This is a genomic window from Metabacillus indicus (assembly GCF_046603695.1).
Classification (GTDB): domain Bacteria; phylum Bacillota; class Bacilli; order Bacillales; family Bacillaceae; genus Bacillus_P; species Bacillus_P indicus.
Genome location: NZ_CP176757.1, coordinates 1,012,845 through 1,033,440 on the forward strand (window position 1 = coordinate 1,012,845; position 20,596 = coordinate 1,033,440).

At 44.2% G+C, this 20,596-nt stretch carries 22 protein-coding genes and 1 riboswitch; of the genes, 13 read left to right on the forward strand and 9 right to left on the reverse strand.

Annotated elements, in window-relative coordinates:
• Positions 1-146: 146 nt before the first annotated feature.
• Positions 147-332 carry a hypothetical protein gene (locus ACK1LH_RS05055; RefSeq protein WP_174435436.1) on the reverse strand — a complete coding sequence of 62 codons (186 nt, stop codon included), beginning with the start codon at positions 330-332 and terminating at the stop codon, positions 147-149.
• Between the two features lie 119 nt (positions 333-451).
• Between ACK1LH_RS05055 and ACK1LH_RS05060 the strand changes: the two genes are divergently transcribed.
• Together ACK1LH_RS05060 and spxA are read left to right on the forward strand one after the other, a co-directional pair.
• Positions 452-1,030 carry a GNAT family N-acetyltransferase gene (locus tag ACK1LH_RS05060; RefSeq protein ID WP_029282611.1) on the forward strand — a complete coding sequence of 193 codons (579 nt, stop codon included), beginning with the start codon at positions 452-454 and terminating at the stop codon, positions 1,028-1,030.
• 260 nt (positions 1,031-1,290) lie between these two features.
• The gene (gene spxA / locus ACK1LH_RS05065) at positions 1,291-1,686 is read left to right on the forward strand and encodes a transcriptional regulator SpxA (protein WP_029282609.1); all 396 of its coding nucleotides are present in this window, start codon (positions 1,291-1,293) and stop codon (positions 1,684-1,686) included.
• A gap of 24 nt (positions 1,687-1,710) precedes the next feature.
• Here spxA and ACK1LH_RS05070 read toward each other — a convergent pair whose 3' ends face one another.
• The gene (locus tag ACK1LH_RS05070) at positions 1,711-2,385 is read right to left on the reverse strand and encodes a TerC family protein (RefSeq protein ID WP_029282607.1); all 675 of its coding nucleotides are present in this window, start codon (positions 2,383-2,385) and stop codon (positions 1,711-1,713) included.
• A gap of 322 nt (positions 2,386-2,707) precedes the next feature.
• Here ACK1LH_RS05070 and mecA point away from each other — a divergent pair, with 322 nt between their 5' ends.
• The 5 genes from mecA to pepF all read left to right on the forward strand — a co-directional run bounded on the left by mecA (position 2,708) and on the right by pepF (position 8,375).
• Positions 2,708-3,376, forward strand: a complete 669-nt coding sequence (gene mecA / locus ACK1LH_RS05075; protein ID WP_029565138.1) for an adaptor protein MecA — start codon at positions 2,708-2,710, stop codon at positions 3,374-3,376.
• An 87-nt stretch (positions 3,377-3,463) separates the two neighbouring features.
• Positions 3,464-4,987, forward strand: a complete 1,524-nt coding sequence (cls, locus tag ACK1LH_RS05080; protein WP_029565139.1) for a cardiolipin synthase — start codon at positions 3,464-3,466, stop codon at positions 4,985-4,987.
• 93 nt (positions 4,988-5,080) lie between these two features.
• Positions 5,081-6,256, forward strand: a complete 1,176-nt coding sequence (locus ACK1LH_RS05085) for a competence protein CoiA (RefSeq protein WP_411334637.1) — start codon at positions 5,081-5,083, stop codon at positions 6,254-6,256.
• 67 nt (positions 6,257-6,323) lie between these two features.
• Complete coding sequence (locus ACK1LH_RS05090; RefSeq protein WP_161781186.1) at positions 6,324-6,476, forward strand: hypothetical protein; 153 nt, start codon at positions 6,324-6,326, stop codon at positions 6,474-6,476.
• 81 nt (positions 6,477-6,557) lie between these two features.
• On the forward strand, positions 6,558-8,375 hold the full coding sequence (gene pepF, locus ACK1LH_RS05095) for an oligoendopeptidase F (RefSeq protein ID WP_411334638.1): 1,818 nt from the start codon (positions 6,558-6,560) through the stop codon (positions 8,373-8,375).
• 45 nt (positions 8,376-8,420) lie between these two features.
• On the opposite strand, the gene ACK1LH_RS05100 is transcribed toward pepF, so the two are convergent.
• From ACK1LH_RS05100 to ACK1LH_RS05120, 5 genes are all read right to left on the reverse strand, one after another.
• Positions 8,421-8,597 (reverse strand): hypothetical protein, encoded by a 177-nt coding sequence (locus ACK1LH_RS05100; RefSeq protein ID WP_029565143.1) that lies wholly within the window; start codon positions 8,595-8,597, stop codon positions 8,421-8,423.
• A 384-nt stretch (positions 8,598-8,981) separates the two neighbouring features.
• A complete protein-coding gene (locus tag ACK1LH_RS05105) occupies positions 8,982-9,857 on the reverse strand; it encodes a ClpXP adapter SpxH family protein (RefSeq protein WP_029282585.1) in 876 nt (291 codons plus the stop codon).
• Entirely contained in the window at positions 9,854-10,264 is a 411-nt protein-coding gene (locus ACK1LH_RS05110; protein WP_029282583.1) for a hypothetical protein, read from the reverse strand. The genes ACK1LH_RS05105 and ACK1LH_RS05110 overlap by 4 nt, the downstream gene beginning before the upstream one ends.
• 195 nt (positions 10,265-10,459) lie before the next feature.
• Positions 10,460-11,098 (reverse strand): lytic transglycosylase domain-containing protein, encoded by a 639-nt coding sequence (locus tag ACK1LH_RS05115; RefSeq protein ID WP_411334639.1) that lies wholly within the window; start codon positions 11,096-11,098, stop codon positions 10,460-10,462.
• Positions 11,099-11,112: 14 nt separating this feature from the next.
• The gene (locus tag ACK1LH_RS05120; protein ID WP_342824971.1) at positions 11,113-11,703 is read right to left on the reverse strand and encodes a CYTH domain-containing protein; all 591 of its coding nucleotides are present in this window, start codon (positions 11,701-11,703) and stop codon (positions 11,113-11,115) included.
• 131 nt (positions 11,704-11,834) lie between these two features.
• Here ACK1LH_RS05120 and ACK1LH_RS05125 point away from each other — a divergent pair, with 131 nt between their 5' ends.
• The 4 genes from ACK1LH_RS05125 (at position 11,835) to ACK1LH_RS05140 (ending at position 14,651) form a co-directional block, all read left to right on the forward strand.
• Positions 11,835-12,218: a hypothetical protein gene (locus tag ACK1LH_RS05125; protein WP_411334640.1), complete on the forward strand. Its 384-nt coding sequence runs from the start codon at positions 11,835-11,837 to the stop codon at positions 12,216-12,218.
• 80 nt (positions 12,219-12,298) lie between these two features.
• Complete coding sequence (locus tag ACK1LH_RS05130) at positions 12,299-12,934, forward strand: GTP pyrophosphokinase family protein (RefSeq protein ID WP_152554693.1); 636 nt, start codon at positions 12,299-12,301, stop codon at positions 12,932-12,934.
• A gap of 21 nt (positions 12,935-12,955) precedes the next feature.
• Positions 12,956-13,750, forward strand: coding sequence for an NAD kinase (locus ACK1LH_RS05135; protein WP_029282577.1), 795 nt, complete (start codon positions 12,956-12,958; stop codon positions 13,748-13,750).
• 7 nt (positions 13,751-13,757) lie between these two features.
• Positions 13,758-14,651 (forward strand): RluA family pseudouridine synthase, encoded by an 894-nt coding sequence (locus tag ACK1LH_RS05140; protein WP_411334641.1) that lies wholly within the window; start codon positions 13,758-13,760, stop codon positions 14,649-14,651.
• Positions 14,652-14,822: 171 nt separating this feature from the next.
• Here ACK1LH_RS05140 and prpE read toward each other — a convergent pair whose 3' ends face one another.
• A complete protein-coding gene (gene prpE / locus ACK1LH_RS05145; protein WP_320155253.1) occupies positions 14,823-15,566 on the reverse strand; it encodes a bis(5'-nucleosyl)-tetraphosphatase PrpE in 744 nt (247 codons plus the stop codon).
• A gap of 120 nt (positions 15,567-15,686) precedes the next feature.
• Positions 15,687-16,862, reverse strand: a complete 1,176-nt coding sequence (locus tag ACK1LH_RS05150) for an FtsW/RodA/SpoVE family cell cycle protein (RefSeq protein ID WP_029282573.1) — start codon at positions 16,860-16,862, stop codon at positions 15,687-15,689.
• 279 nt (positions 16,863-17,141) lie between these two features.
• On the opposite strand from ACK1LH_RS05150, the gene mgtE reads away from it, so the two are divergent.
• Together mgtE and ACK1LH_RS05160 are read left to right on the forward strand one after the other, a co-directional pair.
• Positions 17,142-18,506 carry a magnesium transporter gene (gene mgtE, locus ACK1LH_RS05155; protein WP_029282572.1) on the forward strand — a complete coding sequence of 455 codons (1,365 nt, stop codon included), beginning with the start codon at positions 17,142-17,144 and terminating at the stop codon, positions 18,504-18,506.
• Between the two features lie 22 nt (positions 18,507-18,528).
• On the forward strand, positions 18,529-20,382 hold the full coding sequence (locus tag ACK1LH_RS05160) for a monovalent cation:proton antiporter family protein (protein ID WP_029282571.1): 1,854 nt from the start codon (positions 18,529-18,531) through the stop codon (positions 20,380-20,382).
• 82 nt (positions 20,383-20,464) lie between these two features.
• Positions 20,465-20,573: riboswitch (TPP riboswitch) on the forward strand.
• Positions 20,574-20,596: the final 23 nt, after the last annotated feature.

The following is a 20,596-nucleotide window of genomic DNA, read 5'->3' on the forward strand; positions in this document are numbered from 1 at the left end:
CGAACCGAGAAAGTGTTCTATTCCGCTTGAAGCAACACTTTCACTCATCCACTGACCCGAGAAAGTGTTCTAATCCGCCTGAAGCAACACTTTCACTCGTCCATTGAACCGAGAAAGTGTTCCAATCCGACTTTCAATCCCTTTATCTATTTCTTCCGTCCCCCGACTTTTCTCCAGCCGGCCTGTGTTTTCAGGGTGTGATCCACGTTTTCATTCTTCTTTTTACCGGCAAAGATGGTTTCCCCAATTCCGTTCGCCATGACTCCCATAAAGGCGGTAATTCCGATAACGAGTGCTGCAACAATCAGAAAATCCATTGCATATTCAGCCAAATCCATCACCATCCCATTATTTACTATATTTTTATAGTAGCTCATGTTTAACACTAAGGAAAGAGGGTATATCTAATTTAGAGAGAAACGAACGTTAATGAACAGCAAGGAGCGGGTCAATGAACTGGTATGAGAAGCTTAATCAGTACTTTCCTGTTGAGGAAATGAAATCAAAAGAACATATGGAAACTCTTCTGAAAGAGCGGGGTGATATTTACCATAAAGATGAAGGAGAGCATCACGTTCTCATGTATGCCGAGCTTGATGATTTTATCTTCATTGATTACTTATTTGTTGCCAAGACAGCTAGAGGCCAGGGACTTGGCCATAAGCTGATTGCCAAACTGAAAGAACTTGGAAAACCAATACTTTTAGAGGTGGAACCTGTGGATGAAGATGTACTTGATACAGGCAAGCGGCTGAAATTTTACCAGAGAGAAGGCTTTCAGCATGCAAAAGCGATTGGATACAGAAGAAAATCCCTCGCCACGAATGAAGTCAATCCAATGGAAATTCTGTACTGGTCACCTGATGATGCAACCGAAGAGAAAATCTATGAAGCGATGAAAAAGACGTATTTGCTTATTCATACTTACAAAGATAAAGAATTCTACGGGAAAAAATATCAGGATGTTCAGGATGTCCTGTCGATTAACGACCGTGATGATTCAAAAGACATTTTTGAGGATCTGAATTAATTGAGAATCCGGCTGTCCACTTGCGAATGACAAAACCTGCAGAACGCAGGAATTGGCGAGTGTAAAGAGAGTTTTCCCGTCACTTTACGGAATTGTAACTGTTTTGTCAAACATTTGTATTTAAAAAGTGTATACTTACTTACTTTTCTATAGTATAATCCTTTATAGATATTACTTATTTAAAGTAATTTCAATCTAAATACAATTCATCTTACTTATATAGCAGTATGCTCATTTACACATAAAGGAGTGAAAGGTTTATGGTAACGTTATATACATCACCAAGCTGTACTTCTTGTCGTAAAGCTAAAGCATGGTTGGAAGAACATGAAATTCCTTATACAGAGCGCAACATTTTCTCAGAGCCTTTGTCAGTAGACGAAATCAAAGAAATTCTGCGCATGACAGAGGATGGAACGGACGAAATCATTTCAACGCGCTCTAAGATTTTCCAGAAATTGAACGTGAACGTTGAAACGATGCCTCTTCAAGATCTGTATGATTTGATCCAGGAGCATCCGGGACTTTTGAGACGCCCGATCATTATTGATGAAAAGCGTCTGCAGGTCGGATACAATGAAGATGAAATCAGACGATTCCTTCCAAGAAAAGTACGCACATACCAGCTGCGTGAAGCACAGCGTTTAGTTAATTAACTGACAGAAAACCTTCCTTATCATTTAAGGAAGGTTTTCTTTTTTTTCCATGCGCTGATAGATAAAGCCCGCTGCTGTCAGGAAGAGAATCAGCAAGTACGGAAGCAGCGTACCCATGCTTGGGTGGGTATGGAAGATTGGAGCAAGCTTATGCTCATGAATAATCATTTTGCCGGCCGTATAGGCAAGCATGCCTCCCCCGATGTAGACGAGAGCGGGATATTTGTCCAAAAGCTTTAAAATCAAATTGCTTCCCCAGATCATAATAGGAATGGAGATTAAGAGCCCGATGACGACCAGTACCGTTTTTCCCCCTGCAGCACCTGCAACGGCAATGACATTGTCCATGCCCATCAGCATATCCGCCGCCACAATCGTCTGTACAGCTTTTCTCAGAGACTGGTGGCTTTTAATTTCTCCTTCCTTTTCTTCTGACCCGACAATAAGATGATAGGCGATGTAGAGAAGAAGAATCCCGCCGATCAGCTGTACGAATGGAATCTGAAACAAATAGACCGCGACTGTTGTAAGCAGAATCCGGACGACAATGGCAAAAACCGTCCCGAGCACCACAGCTTTTTTCCTCTGCTTTGGCGGAAGGTTGCGGCTGGCCATTGCAATGACAATCGCATTGTCCCCGCCGAGCAGAAGATCAATGCCGATAATCATAACTAAAGACATGAGAAATTCCTGTTCCATTCAAGTACCTCTTTCTGTGTATTAGACTGCTCGTACCAAGTATATGAACGAAAAGATGAATTATGAGCTTATCCTTCTGGGCAAATAACTGTTTTTGTAAATCCTGAGGTTTTTTTATTTCATTCAGAGCAGTTTTATCATAAAATAGGATTACAAGAAGCTTGAAAGGCAAGTCTCATTTTCAAGACAAGTTTTAAACGCCTGCGAAGCGCTGCGCTGACGATTAAATAGGTGCTGATTTGGGTAAAGTGTAAAAAAGTGCAACTTATTTAGGGGTTTAGTTGTCCCTTCAACATCATATAAAGAAGGGAAGGTTGTAAAGATGGAGATAGAACGTATTAATGAATATACCGTAAAGTTTTATATTTCATATCTTGATATAGAAGAGCGCGGTTTTGACAGAGATGAAATCTGGTACAACCGCGAAAGAAGCGAAGAGCTTTTTTGGGAAATGATGGACGAAGTGCATGACGAAGAAGATTTTATGGTCGAAGGACCGCTCTGGATTCAGGTCCAGGCGCTCGACAAAGGGCTTGAGGTGATCGTGACAAGAGCCCAGCTTTCAAAAGACGGCCAGAAAATTGAGCTTCCCCTGTCTGAAGATAAAGTAAAAGAACTTCCTGTTGATGAAAATATTGAATCCATCCTCGATCATCATTTCAGCGATGACCTTGATGAAAAATCAGAGTCGCAGGAGGAGGAGGAACAGCAGCTTGAGTTCCTTGTGAAGTTCAATGATTTTGAACACCTTATTTCCTTGTCGAAAGTACAGCTCAGCGGGTTTACAAACGCGCTTTATTCCATGGAGAACCGGTATTACCTCTTTGTGGAATTCAATGATGAGCATTCAGACGAAGACATTGAAAATATGCTCAGTGTTATACTCGAGTATGGACAAGAATCACGCATGACGATTCACCGCGTTGCCGAATACGGGAAACAAATTATTGCCGAGGACGCATTGAGTGTTATTAAGCAGCACTTCAGCTGAAGATTTAAAAGCCGATTTCATTCTGATTGAAGTCGGTTTTTTTTTAGCAGGCAGCTGCCATCATCTTTATAGAGTCAGGGGAATGACATGAAGAATACAGTCCGTGTCTTTTTATTTACAGCATTAATAGGAGTCAGCATTTACCTTCTTCAAAACGTGACAGGCAGTATTTCAAGCGAATGGCTTCTGACGGCTGTGACCGTTTTGTTTACATTTTCCATTATCTTCATCGGATTTGTCATCTTCCTGGAAAACCGCAAGCCATCACAGACGATCACATGGCTCGTTGTCCTCGGAAGCTTTCCGCTGATTGGTTTTCTGTTCTACCTTGTGTTCGGAAGGAATGTAAGGAAGCGGAAACTGTTTGACAGAAAGGCGCTTGTTGATGAAAAAATCATGTTTGAAATTGAAGGAAATCAGCGTTCTTATGAAGATAAGATCGACTTAATGGGAGACCACCAGCAAATGCTTTTCAATCTGGCCCACAGGCTCGGCCATACACCGATTTCATTTGCAACAAGGTCAAAAACATTAACGAACGGGAAAGAAACGTTCGACCATATCTTCAGCGAAATTGAAAAAGCCGAGCATCATGTTCACTTGGAATACTATATTGTCAGACACGATGAAGTAGGCTGCAAGCTTAAAGATCTCCTGATCAAAAAAGCGAAGCAGGGTGTTGAAGTTCGCTTCTTATATGATTCAGTCGGCAGCTGGAAGCTGTCTAAATCCTACATAAAAGAAATGCAGGCAGCGGGCATTGATGTCGTCTCTTTTTTGCCTGTTAGAATGCCGTTTTTAAATAATAAAGTAAACTTCCGCAACCACAGAAAAATCATCGTTATAGACGGAACCGCAGGGTTTGTCGGCGGGCTGAATGTCGGAGATGAATACTTGGGGAAAGATGCGTACTTTGGCTTCTGGAGGGATACGCACTTAATGGTGCGGGGTGAAGCCGTCCGTACTCTTCAAATGATTTTTCTGCAGGACTGGTACTATATGACCGGGGAAAACCTTGTGAAGAAGGAGTATATGACACCTTCTGTGCAGCTGGAAGAACATGAAGGCGGAGTTCAGATTATTGCAGGAGGGCCCGATAATAAATGGGAAGTCATCAAAAATCTGTTCTTCTCCATGATTACATCGGCCAAGGATTCCATTTGGATTGCATCTCCTTATTTTGTTCCGGATGAGGATATTCTTTCTGCGCTTAAGGTAGCAGCCTTGAGCGGTGTGGATGTCAGACTCCTGGTACCTCGCCGTCCCGACAAAAAAATTGTCTTTTATGCGTCAAGATCGTATTTCCTTGAACTGCTTGAAGCAGGGGTGAAGATCTACGAATATAAGGAAGGCTTCATGCACAGTAAAATAGTCATCGTCGATTATGAGCTTGCCTCAATCGGAACAGCAAATATGGATATGAGAAGCTTCCACCTTAATTTCGAAGTCAACGCTTTTCTGTACAGAACAAGAAGCACACAGAAGCTTGTGAATGATTATGAAAAAGATATTTTAGACTCTCATGAGATTATTTTGGATGAGTTTGAAAACCGGCCGTTCAAACAGAAATTGTTTGAATCTATGTCAAGGCTGCTTTCGCCATTGCTGTAGGGCATACCTGAAGAGGTGTGTCTTTTTTGTGCTTTCTTTTTCCTGTTTATTGTATAATGGAAAAGAATTCTAAATAGGAGCTGATAGATAATCATGCTTATAGCTAAAGATGCTGATGGCAGGCTGATCAATCTGACCTCGATAAGGCACGATCATTCAGATCTCCACCGCATGCGCGAAAAAAAGCATTACTGTCCCGTGTGTGACCATCCCCTTGACCTGAAAGCGGGAAGCATTGTAATTCCTCATTTTGCCCATCAGAAACTGAAATCCTGCCTCATTGACCACGAACCTGAATCAGACTATCACCTGAACGGAAAGATCCAGCTGTACCGATGGCTGAAAAGCCAAAACCTGGTCCAAACAGAAATGGAACGCTATTTTCCTGAGATTATGCAGAGGCCGGATGTTTACGCAGACACAGGCCAAAGGAAGATTGCCGTTGAATTTCAGTGTTCATCCATACCTGCTGTCCAGTTTTACAAACGAACTTCGCAGTATAAGCAGGTAAACATTGAACCGCTCTGGATCCTTGGAGCAAAAAACACGGTAAGATTAAGCAGCACCACCTTTCGCATTTCCCCTTTTCAATGGCTGTTTGCAAAACAGGGTCCTGATATTCTGGCTCCCCCGCATCTCCTGACCTATTGTTCATCCCTTCAGGCTTTTCTTCTCATCGAGCATCTCATCCCATTTTCCAAGCAAGTGTTCACATCCATTACCGCAGTCAAACCCATCCGTCACATCACCCTCCGTGATGTAACTCCGCAGGCAGTGCCTTCATCAAAAAATTGGATCCAGTGGCTTAACCTCATCAAAATGCACCGGCTTAAACCGCACATCCACTTATCAGGAGATTTAAAATCCCTTCAGCAAACTCTCTATGAAAAAAAGCAAATTCCGCTTTCATGTCTTCCTTCCGAAGCCTTCATTCCTGTAGCGACTGGATATCTTTTTCATACTGCTGTTTATGTTTGGCAAACAAAAATCCTGCTTTTTATAGACTCTTTATCTGGACATTCGGTTTTTCGCCTGGAAGATGCGGTAAATGAAATGAAGCGTGACCGCCATATTGTAAGACGTGATATCACACATATGAAGCACGTATCAATCGGAGCTCCTGTCCGGGCTTACCTGGAAGCACTGACTCATACAGGACTGATCGCGAAGGAAAACAAGTATTCTTATAGAAAAACGGCAGATCTTAAATGGAGTCATAATCAGGAGGAGCTTTTGAAAAGAGACAATGAGCTTTTAAGCAAAAGATAGCTGGAAAAGTATGAACAGGGGTCAGATGCAGCAACCTAAGGACAAACAGAAAAATGGAGGAATGAGTATGTTTTATAAGAAGAAAAAGAAAGCGACTTTATTTGATTTTACCGTAACAGCAGCAAGCACGGGAGCCATTGCGTACATCCTGGCAAAATCGATGCAGAAACACGGGGAAGAAAATGACGGACCCCGTCGGGAAATGTCTGATATAGAGTGAAAATAGCAAGACTCTTCAATTGATTTGATAGAAAATATAGAATATTATTGGAGTAATCATGTTTAAAAGGGGGATATTTCCATGACAGAACAAACAGCTGCAAAAACGCTGCCGAAACGGTCTGAAATTGCTGCAGAAGATACGTGGAGACTGGAAGATATTTTTAAAAACGACGAGGCATGGGAAGCGGAATTTAAAGAGGTAAAAGCAGCCCTGCCGAAAATGGAAGAATATAAAGGAAAGCTTGGAGATTCTTCAGATGCGTTTCTTGAGGCCTTGACGTATCAGGATTCAGTAATGGAGAGACTTGGCAAGCTTTATACATACGCGCATATGAGATACGACCAGGATACAGGGAACTCCCACTATCAGGGGCTGAACGACCGCGCCGCAAACCTTTATACGCAGGCAAGCAGCGTGTCATCCTACATGATTCCGGAAATCCTTGAAATGGATGAAGCGAAGATCAAAGATTTCCTTCAGGAAAAAGAAGAGCTGAAGGTGTACGGACATACTCTGGATGAAATTAACCGCCAGCGCCCGCACGTTCTTTCAGCCGAGCAGGAAGCCATGCTTGCACAGGCATCGGATGTTCTCAGTTCTTCAAGCAATACATTCGGCATGCTGAACAACGCAGATCTTGAATTTCCATCCATCAAGGATGAAGACGGCGAAGAAGTGGAAGTTACCCACGGCCGCTATATCCGCTTTCTTGAAAGCGAAGACCGCAGGGTAAGAGAAGACGCATTCAAAGCTGTATACGGCACGTATGACAAATACAAGAATACATTCGCAAGCACGTTAAGCGGAGCCGTTAAAAAAGATAATTTCTACGCAACAGTAAGAAACTATTCTTCTGCACGGGAAGCGGCACTCAGCAACAACAACATTCCGGAAGAAGTATACGAAAACCTTGTGAAAACAGTGAATGACAACCTGCACCTGCTGCACAAGTACATTGAACTCCGCAAAAAAGTGCTGGGACTCCAAGAGCTTCACATGTATGATCTGTTCACACCGCTTGTAAAAGACGTGAAGATGAAGGTGCCGTATGCAGAAGCAAAGGATTACTTGCTAAAAGGTCTTGCTCCTCTTGGAGATGAGTACATCGCCATTTTAAACGAAGGGTTTGAAAACCGCTGGGTCGATGTTCATGAAAACAAAGGAAAACGAAGCGGCGCCTATTCATCAGGCACATATGGAACAAATCCTTACATCCTCATGAACTGGCAGGATAACGTAAATAATCTCTTTACACTAGCACATGAATTCGGGCACTCTGTGCACAGCTATTACACTCGCAATTCACAGCCTTATCAGTACGGGCACTATTCAATCTTTGTCGCAGAGGTCGCATCTACCTGCAACGAAGCACTATTGAATGATTACCTGCTGAAAACAATCGATGATAAAAAGAAACAGCTGTATCTTTTAAATCATTACCTTGAAGGATTCAGAGGCACGGTCTTCCGCCAGACGATGTTTGCGGAATATGAGCATGCCATTCATAAAAAAGCACAGGACGGAGAGCCACTGACTCCGGATCTTCTGACTGAACTGTACTATGATCTGAATAAAAAATACTTCGGCGAACATTTGACTGTCGATGAAGAAATCGGTCTTGAGTGGGCAAGAATACCTCATTTCTACTACAACTACTATGTCTATCAATATGCAACAGGCTTCAGTGCAGCTACGGCGCTCAGCAAACAGATCCTTGAAGAAGGAGAGCCAGCTGTTAAACGATACATTGAGTTCCTTAAATCAGGAAGCTCTGACTACCCGATTGAAGTTCTCAAAAAAGCCGGCGTAGACATGACTTCCAAAGAGCCGATTGAAGAGGCGCTGAAGGTGTTTGAAGAGAAACTGAACGAAATGGAACAGCTTCTGTCTGAATAAAAGAAAAACCTGCAGCGTTCATGGCTGCAGGTTTTCTGCTTTCGTCTAAAACCCTTTAAACGTATTCCGGTGATTAACAAAGTACAAAGTCACGAAGATTGAAATAAACAAAAGAGGCGAAGAAATCAGCAGAGGAAACATTTCCATCAGTCCAAGAACGTTCAGGAAAAAGCTGATAAGCAGGATGACAATGCTGATAAGCAGGGGAATGCGGTTATTCATAATCTCCTCCCGGATTGTCCTTTTTAAAAAACTATGAAGTGCCGGGCATTTTTATGTTTGTGACAAATTTGTGAAATGAAGATCAATGGGTTGTCATAAGTCGACAGAATCTGATATATTATAGATGTGAAATTAATCACAAACAAACATTTACCCCTTTGTTTGACCGTGAAAAATTTCTCCCATCCCCTTTGTTGTCGTTAAGACATACAGAAGACTCCGTATTACCCGTGCGGAGTCTTTTTAATTTATAGTTTGTAAGCGTTTTCTATTTGAGAGTTCAGCATAATGCAGAACTCTTTTTTTGATATGCACATCATCTGGTTTTTTATAGGTGTACAAAGGGAATAAGAAAAAAGACCCGTACATGAGTACAGGGTCCGTTCATCCGATATATCTCCAGAAAGTGCCGTGTTTGAGCGGGACACGTTCTGCTTTTTGAGCAAGCATGTACTTTTTCATTTCCCTCTCTGCATCTTCGTGAGTCATATTGTAGACAGCGGCAATTTCGGCTGTGGCTACAAAACGGTAATAGCTCAGGAAAATTTCAAGCGGGGGAGCGACAGATTTCTTCGGCAGGTCTCCAATCATTTCGGACAGGATGCCTACATACATTTCGTAAGGATAGATCCCGCTAATCTTCAGCCCTTCTTCATCCACATTCTGATTGAAGAACGTAAGAGTTGGATTCTCCTGAACCTCCATCTCGGCAGAAATCTTCAAATCGCATTGAAGTGCTTTCGCGGCGCTTGGCGAGTGAAGGTCTCTTACAAATTCATCCTCATCAAGTCCTACTTCTTTTGCAATCTCAAGAAGAACCTTTTCATCTGAGATGTTTCTCGTTTCCAGAAAGAGAACTTCCTGAAGCTTCCGCAAATATTTGATTCCGGCTTTTCTTCCCTGAAGCTCAGCAGCCTTAACCGCAAGGGATGCTGCAAAAGGCGCTGAGATGCTGCTTTCTGACTTAAGGATGCCGTCGCAGGACATGCCGGTAAGACTGGCCGTTTTTTCCCATGCTTTTGACTGATTGGCGGGTGTTTTCTTTTTAAATTGATTGAGCGTGTTGATACGGCCGCTGATAATATGTTTTAAAGTGAAAAAACGTCCGTATTCAATCTGGAGTTTTTTAATGATCGGCTCAAGAGCCCAGCATTCAGGACATAAAGGATCGATAAACATGTATATTTCAAGCGGTTTTTTTGAGTTTCCCTGGCAGTGAGAGAAAAAAGGTGCCGTATTCTCTCTGTGGCTTATCATCATTGGTGTATCCCTTTCTCGTGCCGTTCTGTGTCAGGTGTGTTCACCATATGCCTGGCTGTAAGCTCCAGCCGTTCAAAAAACCATGCTTGAAATCGTTCATCCAGATCCAGTTCATCCATTGCTTCTTCCATGCAGGACAGCCACGCGCGTGCTCTCTCAGGCGTTATTTCAAATGGCAAATGCCTGGCGCGAAGCATGGGATGTCCGTGTTCTTCTGTATATAAAGACGGTCCGCCCAAGTATTGCGTTAAAAATTGTTTTTGTTTTCTGGCTGTTTCCGATAAATCATCCGGAAAAATCGGAGAGAGCAGAGGATGCTTATGCACTCTTAGGTAAAAGGCATCAACCAGCTGCGAAAGTGCATCTGCTCCGATCGCCTCGTACGGTGTTGCAAATTGATCAGCCATTCCAGTGATCTCCTTTATTTCGTAATAAGCTTATTGTAACAACTGGCTTGCCATTGCTCAAACAAACTGCTCTGAATGTCTTTAGTTCTTTCTCATTATATAAGGAATTATGCTTTTAGGCGACAGGGATTTTTCTAGGCTTTCCTGTCATGTAATGGCATTAAAAAAAGCCGATTCATTAGAATCAGCTCTCTATCAGGCGTAATAGGCATCTGTAATTTTCTGCACGTAGCTGCGTGTTTCTTTAAAAGGGGGAATTCCGCCGTATTTATCCACATTTCCCGGTCCTGCATTGTAGGCGGCAAGAGCAAGCGATACGTTTCCGCTGTATTTTGTGAGCATTTGCTTCAGGTATTTCGTGCCGCCTTCCACATTCTGAACCGGGTCAAAAGCGTTGTGCACGCCAAGTGACCGGGCGGTGGCCGGCATGAGCTGCATGAGTCCTGCCGCCCCCGCATGACTGACCGCGTCCGGATTGAAATTTGATTCCTGCCTGATGACTGAACGGATCAATTTCTCGTCAACTTCATATTTGGCTGCCATTTCAGAGATAATGCCGTCAATGTGTGAGGGGGCATTATCCTTTACCGGTTTTGGAGCAGTCTGTACTTCGACCGGATCATATTCTGCAAGCAGCGGCTGAGTCAGCTGGACCGGCAGTCCAATCGGTGTACGGACAGAAACGGAATCGTTTTTCTGGTCTTCGTTGATAAAAGACTGAAAAACATCCTTGAAATAACTATGGGAGGACAGGGGGGATGCCATTGTTTCTTCTCCTGAAAGACTCCGCAATGCCTGCAGCTGCAGGGCTGATTTGAGATGGGTGATATCCATTTGCTTTATACTCCTTACTTGTTTTCCGTCAGAAGTTTTTGGTCGTAAAAACGTTTGATTTTATTAGGGGTTTTGCGAACCGGAATCTGGTGAGAGGCAAGCAGGTTCTGAAAAGAACGAAATCCCTCTTCCGCATGTGTCACTTCAACTTCAATTTCGTAATCCTCTTTATTTAAATATCGGCTGTGATCAAGCACAATTAAGCCTTCATCCGTATTTTTTTCAGCCCGTGAGGTGGACAGCGTGCCGAAAAACCTCAAGTCATCTGAATTGACTCCGAGGTTTTGGAGCTGTCTAGTAATCGTTCCCTCTTTCAGCCGTTCATTCGAATTCAGCAGCCCTTCTGCTTCTTCTTTTTTCAGCTGCTGGTGTGTTTCAAGCAGTCCGATTTCTGCAGGCTCTTTCAGTGTAAGCACATAGCTTCCGTTTTTAAAACGGATGCGAAGGGCCGCCCCGCTTGCTTTCAGCTGAAAGTCGGGGGTGTCAAAGTAATGGTTTTCCTGTAATTTGAATGCATCTTTTGTAAAGCCGAAAAAATCGGTCAATTTGTCGAATTCTTGTTTTGTAAGCAGGTTTTTAAATTCAATTTCAATTTCCTGGGTCATATACGATGTTCCTTTCCGGTCTGACAATATCTTCTTCCATTATCGCAATTAAAAAACGGGTTTTCAATGTTTATCATGTAAAGGGGGAATATGTTAGAATAGACGTGGAATTGATTTGGAAGGAGATTGCTATGAAACAGAGAATTGAAGTAACAGGGGCAGTACGCGATAATGACCGGATGATTTTTCAGGCACAGCCATTTGAAGAGTCAGATCTTGCAGGACTTGCAGCAATGGGCCAGGTTCTTGCAGATTCGGATCAGCTTTCATTTATATACATATTGGATCATCAAGAAGAATTCATCTACGCTAATCTTCCTTCAAAGATTTGGCCGGAGCTTAAAGAAACACTCGACAGCAGCATGCCGGCATATTTGGCGGTAAATGGTCTGACGATTGAGCTTAAGGATCTTCATGATGAATTATCCGCCCTGCTTGAAAACATAAAAGGGAATGCAAACTACGGGGAAGAAATGGAAAGAAAAGCAGTAGAAACATTCGGTTTGGAAGATTGATACATAAGGAATTTTCATAAAAAGAGAGAACACAAGCAGTGTATGCTGCAGCTTCGTTTTTTTACAAAAGGGGGAAGGTTATGATCGGCAGAAACTGGGAAGTGTTTTTAGCTCCGTACCGCCAGGCGGTGGATGAGCTGAAAGTAAAGCTGAGAGGAACCAGATCTCAGTATGAATTAGAAGGGACGCATTCCCCAATTGAATTTGTTACAGGCAGGGTGAAGCCAATCGCGAGCATTCTGGATAAAGCGAAGAGAAAAGAAATTCCGCTTGACGCTCTGGAACGCGAGATGCAGGACATTGCAGGCATCCGCATGATGTGCCAGTTTGTTGATGATATTAAAATTGTAGTGGAGATGCTCAGGAAGCGGAACGACTTTAAGATCATTGAAGAACGGGATTACATTACACAGAAAAAAGCAAGCGGATACCGCTCCTATCACGTTGTGGCTGAGTATCCTGTCCAGACGGTTTCAGGGGAGAAGAGCATCCTTGTGGAGATTCAGATCCGGACGCTTGCGATGAACTTCTGGGCTACTGTTGAGCATTCCCTGAATTACAAATACAGCGGGAATTTTCCGGAGGATATTAAAATTAGGCTGAAAAGCTCTGCGGAGGCTGCCTTTCTGCTGGATGAAGAGATGTCTAAGATCCGCGGGGAGATACGGGATGCACAAGTCATTTTTTCAAGAAAAACGGACAAGAATGATAAATGATGAAAAAAGGGGCATGCTGCTATGAAATTTGCAGTGACATCTAAAGGTGACACGGTATCTAATACATTGATGCATAAAATGAAGGCCTATTTGATGGACTTTCAGCTTGAGTATGACGAGGACAAGCCTGATATCGTGATTTCTGTAGGAGGAGACGGAACGCTCCTGTATGCGTTTCACAGATACCGAAGCAGACTTGATAAAACGGCTTTTGTAGGGGTGCATACGGGACATCTCGGGTTCTATGCAGACTGGGTCCCTGATGAAATTGAAAAGCTTGTGATCGCCATTGCCAAAACGCCTTATCAGGTTGTGGAATACCCGCTTCTTGAGGTGATCATCAGACATAATGACGGCGGACGCGAAGCAAGATACCTTGCTCTCAATGAATGCACAGTGAAGGCCATAGAAGGCTCTCTTGTTATGGATGTAGAAATCAAAGGACAGCTTTTTGAAACGTTCAGAGGAGACGGTCTCTGCATGTCAACGCCATCCGGCTCGACAGCCTATAATAAAGCGCTTGGTGGAGCCATCCTCCATCCCTCTATCCCTGCCATTCAGGTGGCTGAAATGGCTTCCATCAACAACAGAGTGTTCAGAACGGTCGGCTCTCCGCTTGTGCTGCCGGACCATCACACATGTCTGCTGAAGCCGGTTAACGATGTGGATTTTCAAATTACAATCGATCACTTAACTCTTCTCCACAAAGATGTAAAATCGATTCAGTGCAGGGTGGCAAACGAAAAAATCAGATTTGCGCGGTTCAGGCCGTTTCCATTCTGGAAGCGTGTCCGCGATTCATTTATAACGGAGTGACATGCCTGTGGACGCGTTTTTATTATCATGGACAGTTCCTTCTGAAGACGAAGGCAAAACCATCAAAGAATATCTGAAAGAGAAAAAAATTTCAAAGCGTGCCTTAACGGATATCAAGTTTGCAGGCGGAAGCATTCTGCTGAACGGGGACCATGCGACCGTCCGCGCCTCGCTTTCTGCCGGAGATGACCTGAAGGTGATGTTTCCGCCTGAAGAGCCAAGCCCGGGCATCGTTCCGGAAAAAATGAATCTTGATATTGTGTATGAAGACGAATGGTGTCTTGTTATCAACAAACCTCCGTTTGTACCCACCATTCCGTCCAGAGAGCACCCGGGCGGAACCCTTGCAAACGGCCTGCTGGACTATTACCGTGAAAACGGAATCGCTGCAACCATTCATGCTGTGAACCGCCTGGATAAAGATACTTCGGGACTCATGCTTGTCGCCAAGCACCGCTTTGCCCATTCCCTCTTTTCTTCCATGCAAAAGCAGGGAAGCATTAAGCGGACATATGCCGCTTTAGTAGAAGGGGCTCTGACAGAGGAGAATGGAACCATTAATGCTCCAATCGGCCGCAAAGAGGAAAGCATCATCGAACGGACTGTGCGGGAAGACGGGCAGCAAGCCGTTACGCATTATCAGGTGCTGTCTTCAACGGAAAAGTACACCCTTGTAACTCTCCGGCTTGAAACCGGCCGCACTCATCAGATCAGGGTGCATATGGCGTACGTCGGGCACCCGCTTTGCGGAGACAGCCTCTACGGAGGGAGCAGGGACCTGATCCGGAGACAGGCGCTGCACAGCAGAGCACTCTCCTTTTTTCATCCGCTACTTGAGAAGGAAATGACGTTTGAAGCGGAGATTCCAGCAGATATGCAGGCAGTGCTGAAAAGCATATAATTTAAAGAAGACCGCCATCGATTGTGATGGCGGTTTTTTGATAGTGGGAGATGGCATCCTTGAATTTTGGGGCGCAAACCAACTGGAAAATGGTCAAGATCTTGCTAGAAAAAGAGGCATTTAGTGAGTTGATAAGATTCTGGATTGCTGAAATGGATCTTCAACTCCCCCTCACTCCGCCCCGTCCAGCTCCCTGAAACGTGTTTCGACGTAAGGCATGGAAGAGGGGACAGTCACCGTCTCTTTTTCCGGGTACCTGATGGCTGTCAGCATTCCGCCGAACACTGCCCCGGTGTCGATGTTGACGGTGTTCCCGACGAATCTGGCTTTGCGCACAGGCGTGTGTCCGTACACGATAAAGGGTTTTCCGCGGTACAGCTTTGCCCAGTCTCTTCTGACTGGAGTGCCGTCAGGGTTTGTTTGGCCTGTTATATCTCCGTAAAGAACAAATTCCTTGACCTTTTTGTTCGTTTTTCCTATGTAATCTGCCCGGATCCCGGCGTGGGCAATGACAAGTGCACCGCCGTCCAGCACCTGATAGAGAGGAGCCTGTTCGTAAAGGTTCATGAAGCTTGAATAGATTTGTTTTCGTTCTTCTTCTTCCAGGGACTCAAGCTCGGCCGCGGTAGTTTCGAGTCCGTGGGCGACCTGGACTTTGTTCCCGAGCATGTAGCGGTACAGTTTATTGCAGTGATTGCCGGGCACATAATACGCTGCCTGATTCTCTATTAAAGCCACAACGGTTTCAATAACCTTAAGCGACTTAGGTCCCCTGTCAGCAAGATCCCCGACAAATGCAAGCTTCCTGTCAGGGTGCAGCGGAATTCCGCCGGTCCAGTCATACCCGAGCTTTTCCGTTAAGCTTTTAAACTCATCAAAACATCCGTGTATATCTCCGATAATATCGAGCTTCACACCTGCCACTTCCTTACTTTTCTCTTTTCTTCATCTTATCAAAAAAGCATCTGGCTTTATTCTTCCATTAAATGCACAATTGCATCCCATTATAAAGAAAAACCCGCTCATGCAAGCGGGTTAATCAAACATATACTTTCTCGTTCTTGACCGGACATTCAGCACAATTCCAATGGCAATCATATAAGTGGCAAGCGAGCTTCCCCCGTAACTGATGAACGGGAGCGGAAGTCCTGTAATCGGCAGGAGGCCGACGGTCATGCCGACATTCTGGAAAACCTGGAATGTGATCATGCCGATAACGCCTGTGCAAAGAAAGCTTCCGAACGGATCGTTGCTTTCAAGTGCAATGTGAACCATCCGGTAGATCAGAAGGAAAAACAGGGAAATGACAACACTTCCGCCGATGAAGCCGAACTGCTCACTGATGATGGCAAAGATGAAGTCCGTATGTCCTTCAGGGAGATATACTTCCAGCTGCTGATAGCCTTTGCCGTATAATTCTCCGGAGCCGATGGCAAGGAGCGATTTAATCAGCTGAAATCCAATATCGTTTGAATATTCATAAGGGTTCAGCCAGCCGTAAATCCGGTCCAGCTTGTACGAGTTTGTATCAAGAATATACGTGTTGAAAAAACTCGGGAAGGCAAAATAGATGCCGACTCCCATAGCGAAAACGGCAGCACCTGAAAAAACGAAGCCGAGGATGATTTTCCATTTCACGCCAGAAACGAGGATCAGTGATCCGATGATGGCGCAAAAAACCATTGTCATCCCTGTATCCGGCTGTCTCATCAGCAGGAGTATGGGAGGTGCGGCTGCTGCAAATACTTTACCTAATAGGAGCAAGTCGTCTCTCACCGTATTGGTTGCGTATTTCTCCCTGTGATCTGCTATAATTCTGCTGAGCACGATAATCATGAAGATCTTCATTAATTCAGAAGGCTGGAAGTTTCCGATTCCGGGAAGTGTGTACCAGCTTGTGGCACCTTTGATCGGCTCTACAATCGGCGGCGGAAGAATTTCAAGGCCGATGAGCAAAAGCATCCCAAATCCATATAAATACCATGAGAGCTGCTTGAAGCGGTCAAAGTCGATAATCATCGTTCCAATGACGGCGATAATACCGATGATGTACCATCTGAGCTGCAGAAACGCAAAGTTTATATTCTGCAATTTTTCGGGTAAAGTAGGCTGGGCACTGCTTATGGCTACGGCACTGGTCAGTGCCATTAAAAACATAATAAAAATCAGCGTGTAATCCAATTGCTGCTGTGGGGATTTATCTGTGTTCATACGGGATCCCTTTCTTGTACTTTCAGTCATTATATGGTTTGTGCTTAGCTTGCAAGCGAAAATCATCTTTTACAATCTTAGCGAAAATTGACGGTTTTGCAAAGGATTCATTTGTAAATCAGTCAAAAACATGATACCTTATCACAATGAAAAAACGGTTGTGAAGACTGCAGAATGCCTTGCCGGCGCATGTTCACAGCGAATAGACGATTTGTATCACAATTTGATGACATTTTGATTTCCCGGTGATTTAGAGACAGGGAGAGGAGGAGATTCTTTATGTCAGAAGAAAAAGAAAAAGTTGTCATCGAGACAGAAACGGTTCTGACTGCACTTGAGAATGAAGACTTTGACGGTTTTCGCTCGCTGTTTTTAGAGCAGCATCCATACGACCAGGCAAAAATGTTCGTAAAGCTAGAACAGGAAGAGCGTTCAAGAGTCTATCAGTATTTGTCTCCTGAAGAGATGGCTGCCCTGTTTGAAAATATTGAAGATGAAGAATACAACTACGAAATGTATCTGTCAGAAATGGATCCAAGGTTTGCTTCGCAAATGCTTGAACACATGTATGCAGATGATGCAGTAGATGTTCTGAATGAGCTTAACAAAGATCAGGTGGCAAGCTACCTGACCATTATGGACGATGAAGCAGCGAAGGAAATCCGCGAGCTCCTTCATTATGAAGAGTTTACTGCAGGAAGTATCATGACGACGGAGTTTATTGCGATTCAGGCGAATCAGACCGTCAAATCGGCGATGCATATTCTTAAGCATGAGGCTCCAGATGCTGAAACCATCTATTATCTGTATGTAATTGACGAAGATAAGCACCTGGCGGGAGTTATCTCTCTGAGAGATTTGATAGTCAGTGACGATGATGTGATGATCGGCGAGATCATGAGCGAGCGTGTCTTTTCCGTCAGTGTGGGGGAAGACCAGGAAGAAGTTGCCCGGAAAATGCGGGATTACAACTTTCTGGCGCTGCCTGTTGTTGACTTTCAAAATCACCTTCTCGGGATCATTACAGTTGATGATATTGTGGACGTTATTGATGAAGAAGCGTCTGATGACTACTCAAAGCTCGCAGGGGTTTCGGATGTAGACTCCATCGACAGAGGGCCTCTTTCGGCTGCTAAGAAAAGACTGCCATGGCTAGTGATTCTTTTGTTTCTCGGGATGCTGACAGCCAATCTGATCGGGCAGTTTGAAGAAACCCTTGATAAAGTAGCGATCCTTGCTGTGTTTATTCCATTGATTGCCGGAATGGCCGGTAATACAGGCACGCAGGCACTGGCAGTTGCCGTCCGCCGAATTGCCATGGGGGATGAAGAAGAAGGTAACTTCAAAATCATCGCCCGTGAAGCGGGAACCGGTTTAATCAACGGTGCTGTCTGCGGCGTTCTTGTAACAGGCGTCGTGTATTTCTGGAAACACGATCTGTATCTTGGCCTGCTTGTCGGATTATCCATCCTTGCCACGCTGACTGTCGCGACAATTGCGGGAGCGTTTGTGCCTCTTATTATGCACAGGCTGAAGGTCGACCCGGCCGTTGCATCAGGCCCTTTTATTACGACGATTAATGATATTATTTCCATCCTTATTTATTTTGGAATGGCCACTATGTTTATGCAGTACTTAATTTAACTACAGAAATGAGGGAAAAACCTTGCACGGAGCTTCTTTTTCATCACTTGTCATTGTCCTTCTTGCAGCTTTTATCACTCCGCTCATCCTGCACCGCTTTAAAATAAAGGTGATGCCGGTCGTTGTAGCAGAAATTATTATCGGGATTGTGATCGGCAAAAGCGGGTTTGACCTTGTTCAGCAGGATATGTGGCTTGAAACTCTGTCTATGCTCGGATTTATTTTTCTCATGTTTCTGAGCGGTCTTGAAATTGATTTCACAGCGTTTATCGGCGGCAGGAAGAAGGAGGTGCTGCCATCCGGAAAAGAGGCGCCGAATACGTTCGTGGTCTCTTTACTCGTATTTGCCGGCATCTTTATTCTTTCCCTGCTGCTCTCTTATCTGTTTGTTCTGATCGGGTTTATAGAAAATGCATTCCTGATGACGCTTATCATCTCGACGATCTCACTCGGGGTGGTTGTGCCGACGCTTAAGGATGCAGGCATCATGAAGTCGAACATCGGACAGATTATCCTTCTTGTCGCCGTCATTGCGGACTTGGTGACAATGATTCTGCTTGCAGTTTTTGCTTCCATTTACGGCGGGGAAAATACGAATATGTGGCTGATGCTCATTTTGTTCGGAGCTGGTGTCGCCCTTTACTTTATAGGCAAAACCTTTCAGAGCAGATCCTTTATTGAAACGCTCTCTAAAGGCACGATTCAAATTGGGACAAGAGCTGTTTTCACACTCATTATTGTTCTTGTTGCGCTTTCAGAAACGATTGGTGCAGAAAACATTCTCGGTGCCTTTTTAGCAGGCGTGCTCGTATCTCTTCTTTCCCCGAATAAAGAAATGGTCCAGAAAATGGATTCGTTCGGGTACGGATTTTTGATCCCGATTTTCTTTGTCATGGTTGGAGTGGACCTTGATATTTGGTCGCTTTTTAAGGACCCTAAAATCCTGATGCTGATTCCGCTCTTATTTATAGCGCTTCTCATTTCAAAAATTGTGCCGATTTATCTTCTAAAAAGATGGTACGATACGAAAACGACTCTTGCTGCCGGCTTTTTGCTCACATCCACTCTGTCGCTTGTTATCGCCGCAGCGACGATTGGAGAACGAGTCAATGTCATTGACTCGCAGATGTCCGGAGCTCTCATTCTGACGGCCGTTCTGACAAGCATCTTTACGCCGATTGGATTTAAAAAGCTTTTCCCTGAAAAACTCGGTTCAAAGAAAAAGCTGAAGGTTGCTTTCATAGGAGCCAATCAAATGACGCTTCCGGTAACGAGAGAACTGAATCCGAATCTGTATGAAACAATCATCTATCATACGCATGTTGATAAAAACGAACAGCAGATTGCCGAATCTCTTTTTCAAATTGAAGAGCTGGACGATTATTCAATTGAGACACTTCAGGATAAAGGTGTATTTGATTCGGACATCCTTATTGCAGCAACTGGCGATGAGGATGCGAATGCGGAAATTGCCCTGATGGCAAAAGAGCTTGAGGTCGAAAGAGTCATTGCAAGTATTGCTTCGCCTCTGCTTGATGAGCAGCTGAAAGCAAAGAACATTGACGTGTTCTCTGTTCTGCTCTCGACCAAAACCCTGCTCAGAGCCCTGATCGAAGCGCCGGGCATCATGAAAATCCTGACGCACAGCGAATCTGCCCTTTATCAAATCAAAATGAACAACAGACGCTATGATGGAATGGTTCTCAGAAGCTTCCCGTTTACCGGAGACGTCATTTTTGTCCGGATCTTCCGGGAGAATGAATCGATTGTTCCTCACGGCGATACGGAGCTGAAACGGGGAGATCTGCTGATTTTAACGGGATCATCCGAATATATCGATGAACTGAGGCAGGAGCTTGAGTTTCACAAAAATTAAGCAGAAATTTCCTGCAAAAGCCTTGAAAGATATTTTTATCGTGGTATGATGGGCATGTAAAACATTCAGAAAATTTTATACGATGAACCGCTAGGGGAGCCCTTCATAAGGGCTGAGATCGGAGTGTGACTCCGAGACCCTCAGAACCTGATCTGGTTAACACCAGCGTAGGGAAGTGGTGTAAGGGTCTATTTCATACACCACTTTTCTATGC

Coding starts and splice junctions, on each gene's coding strand:
- ACK1LH_RS05085 (WP_411334637.1), top strand. CDS start 5,081: ATGCTTATAGCTAAAGATGCTGATGGCAGGCTGATCAATCTGACCTCG.
- spxA (WP_029282609.1), top strand. CDS start 1,291: ATGGTAACGTTATATACATCACCAAGCTGTACTTCTTGTCGTAAAGCT.
- ACK1LH_RS05150 (WP_029282573.1), bottom strand. CDS start 16,862: ATGAACACAGATAAATCCCCACAGCAGCAATTGGATTACACGCTGATT.
- ACK1LH_RS05105 (WP_029282585.1), bottom strand. CDS start 9,857: ATGATGATAAGCCACAGAGAGAATACGGCACCTTTTTTCTCTCACTGC.
- ACK1LH_RS05070 (WP_029282607.1), bottom strand. CDS start 2,385: ATGGAACAGGAATTTCTCATGTCTTTAGTTATGATTATCGGCATTGAT.
- cls (WP_029565139.1), top strand. CDS start 3,464: ATGAAGAATACAGTCCGTGTCTTTTTATTTACAGCATTAATAGGAGTC.
- mecA (WP_029565138.1), top strand. CDS start 2,708: ATGGAGATAGAACGTATTAATGAATATACCGTAAAGTTTTATATTTCA.
- ACK1LH_RS05135 (WP_029282577.1), top strand. CDS start 12,956: ATGAAATTTGCAGTGACATCTAAAGGTGACACGGTATCTAATACATTG.
- ACK1LH_RS05125 (WP_411334640.1), top strand. CDS start 11,835: ATGAAACAGAGAATTGAAGTAACAGGGGCAGTACGCGATAATGACCGG.
- mgtE (WP_029282572.1), top strand. CDS start 17,142: ATGTCAGAAGAAAAAGAAAAAGTTGTCATCGAGACAGAAACGGTTCTG.
- ACK1LH_RS05100 (WP_029565143.1), bottom strand. CDS start 8,597: ATGAATAACCGCATTCCCCTGCTTATCAGCATTGTCATCCTGCTTATC.
- pepF (WP_411334638.1), top strand. CDS start 6,558: ATGACAGAACAAACAGCTGCAAAAACGCTGCCGAAACGGTCTGAAATT.
- ACK1LH_RS05115 (WP_411334639.1), bottom strand. CDS start 11,098: ATGGATATCACCCATCTCAAATCAGCCCTGCAGCTGCAGGCATTGCGG.
- ACK1LH_RS05130 (WP_152554693.1), top strand. CDS start 12,299: ATGATCGGCAGAAACTGGGAAGTGTTTTTAGCTCCGTACCGCCAGGCG.
- ACK1LH_RS05090 (WP_161781186.1), top strand. CDS start 6,324: ATGTTTTATAAGAAGAAAAAGAAAGCGACTTTATTTGATTTTACCGTA.
- ACK1LH_RS05110 (WP_029282583.1), bottom strand. CDS start 10,264: ATGGCTGATCAATTTGCAACACCGTACGAGGCGATCGGAGCAGATGCA.
- ACK1LH_RS05060 (WP_029282611.1), top strand. CDS start 452: ATGAACTGGTATGAGAAGCTTAATCAGTACTTTCCTGTTGAGGAAATG.
- ACK1LH_RS05120 (WP_342824971.1), bottom strand. CDS start 11,703: ATGACCCAGGAAATTGAAATTGAATTTAAAAACCTGCTTACAAAACAA.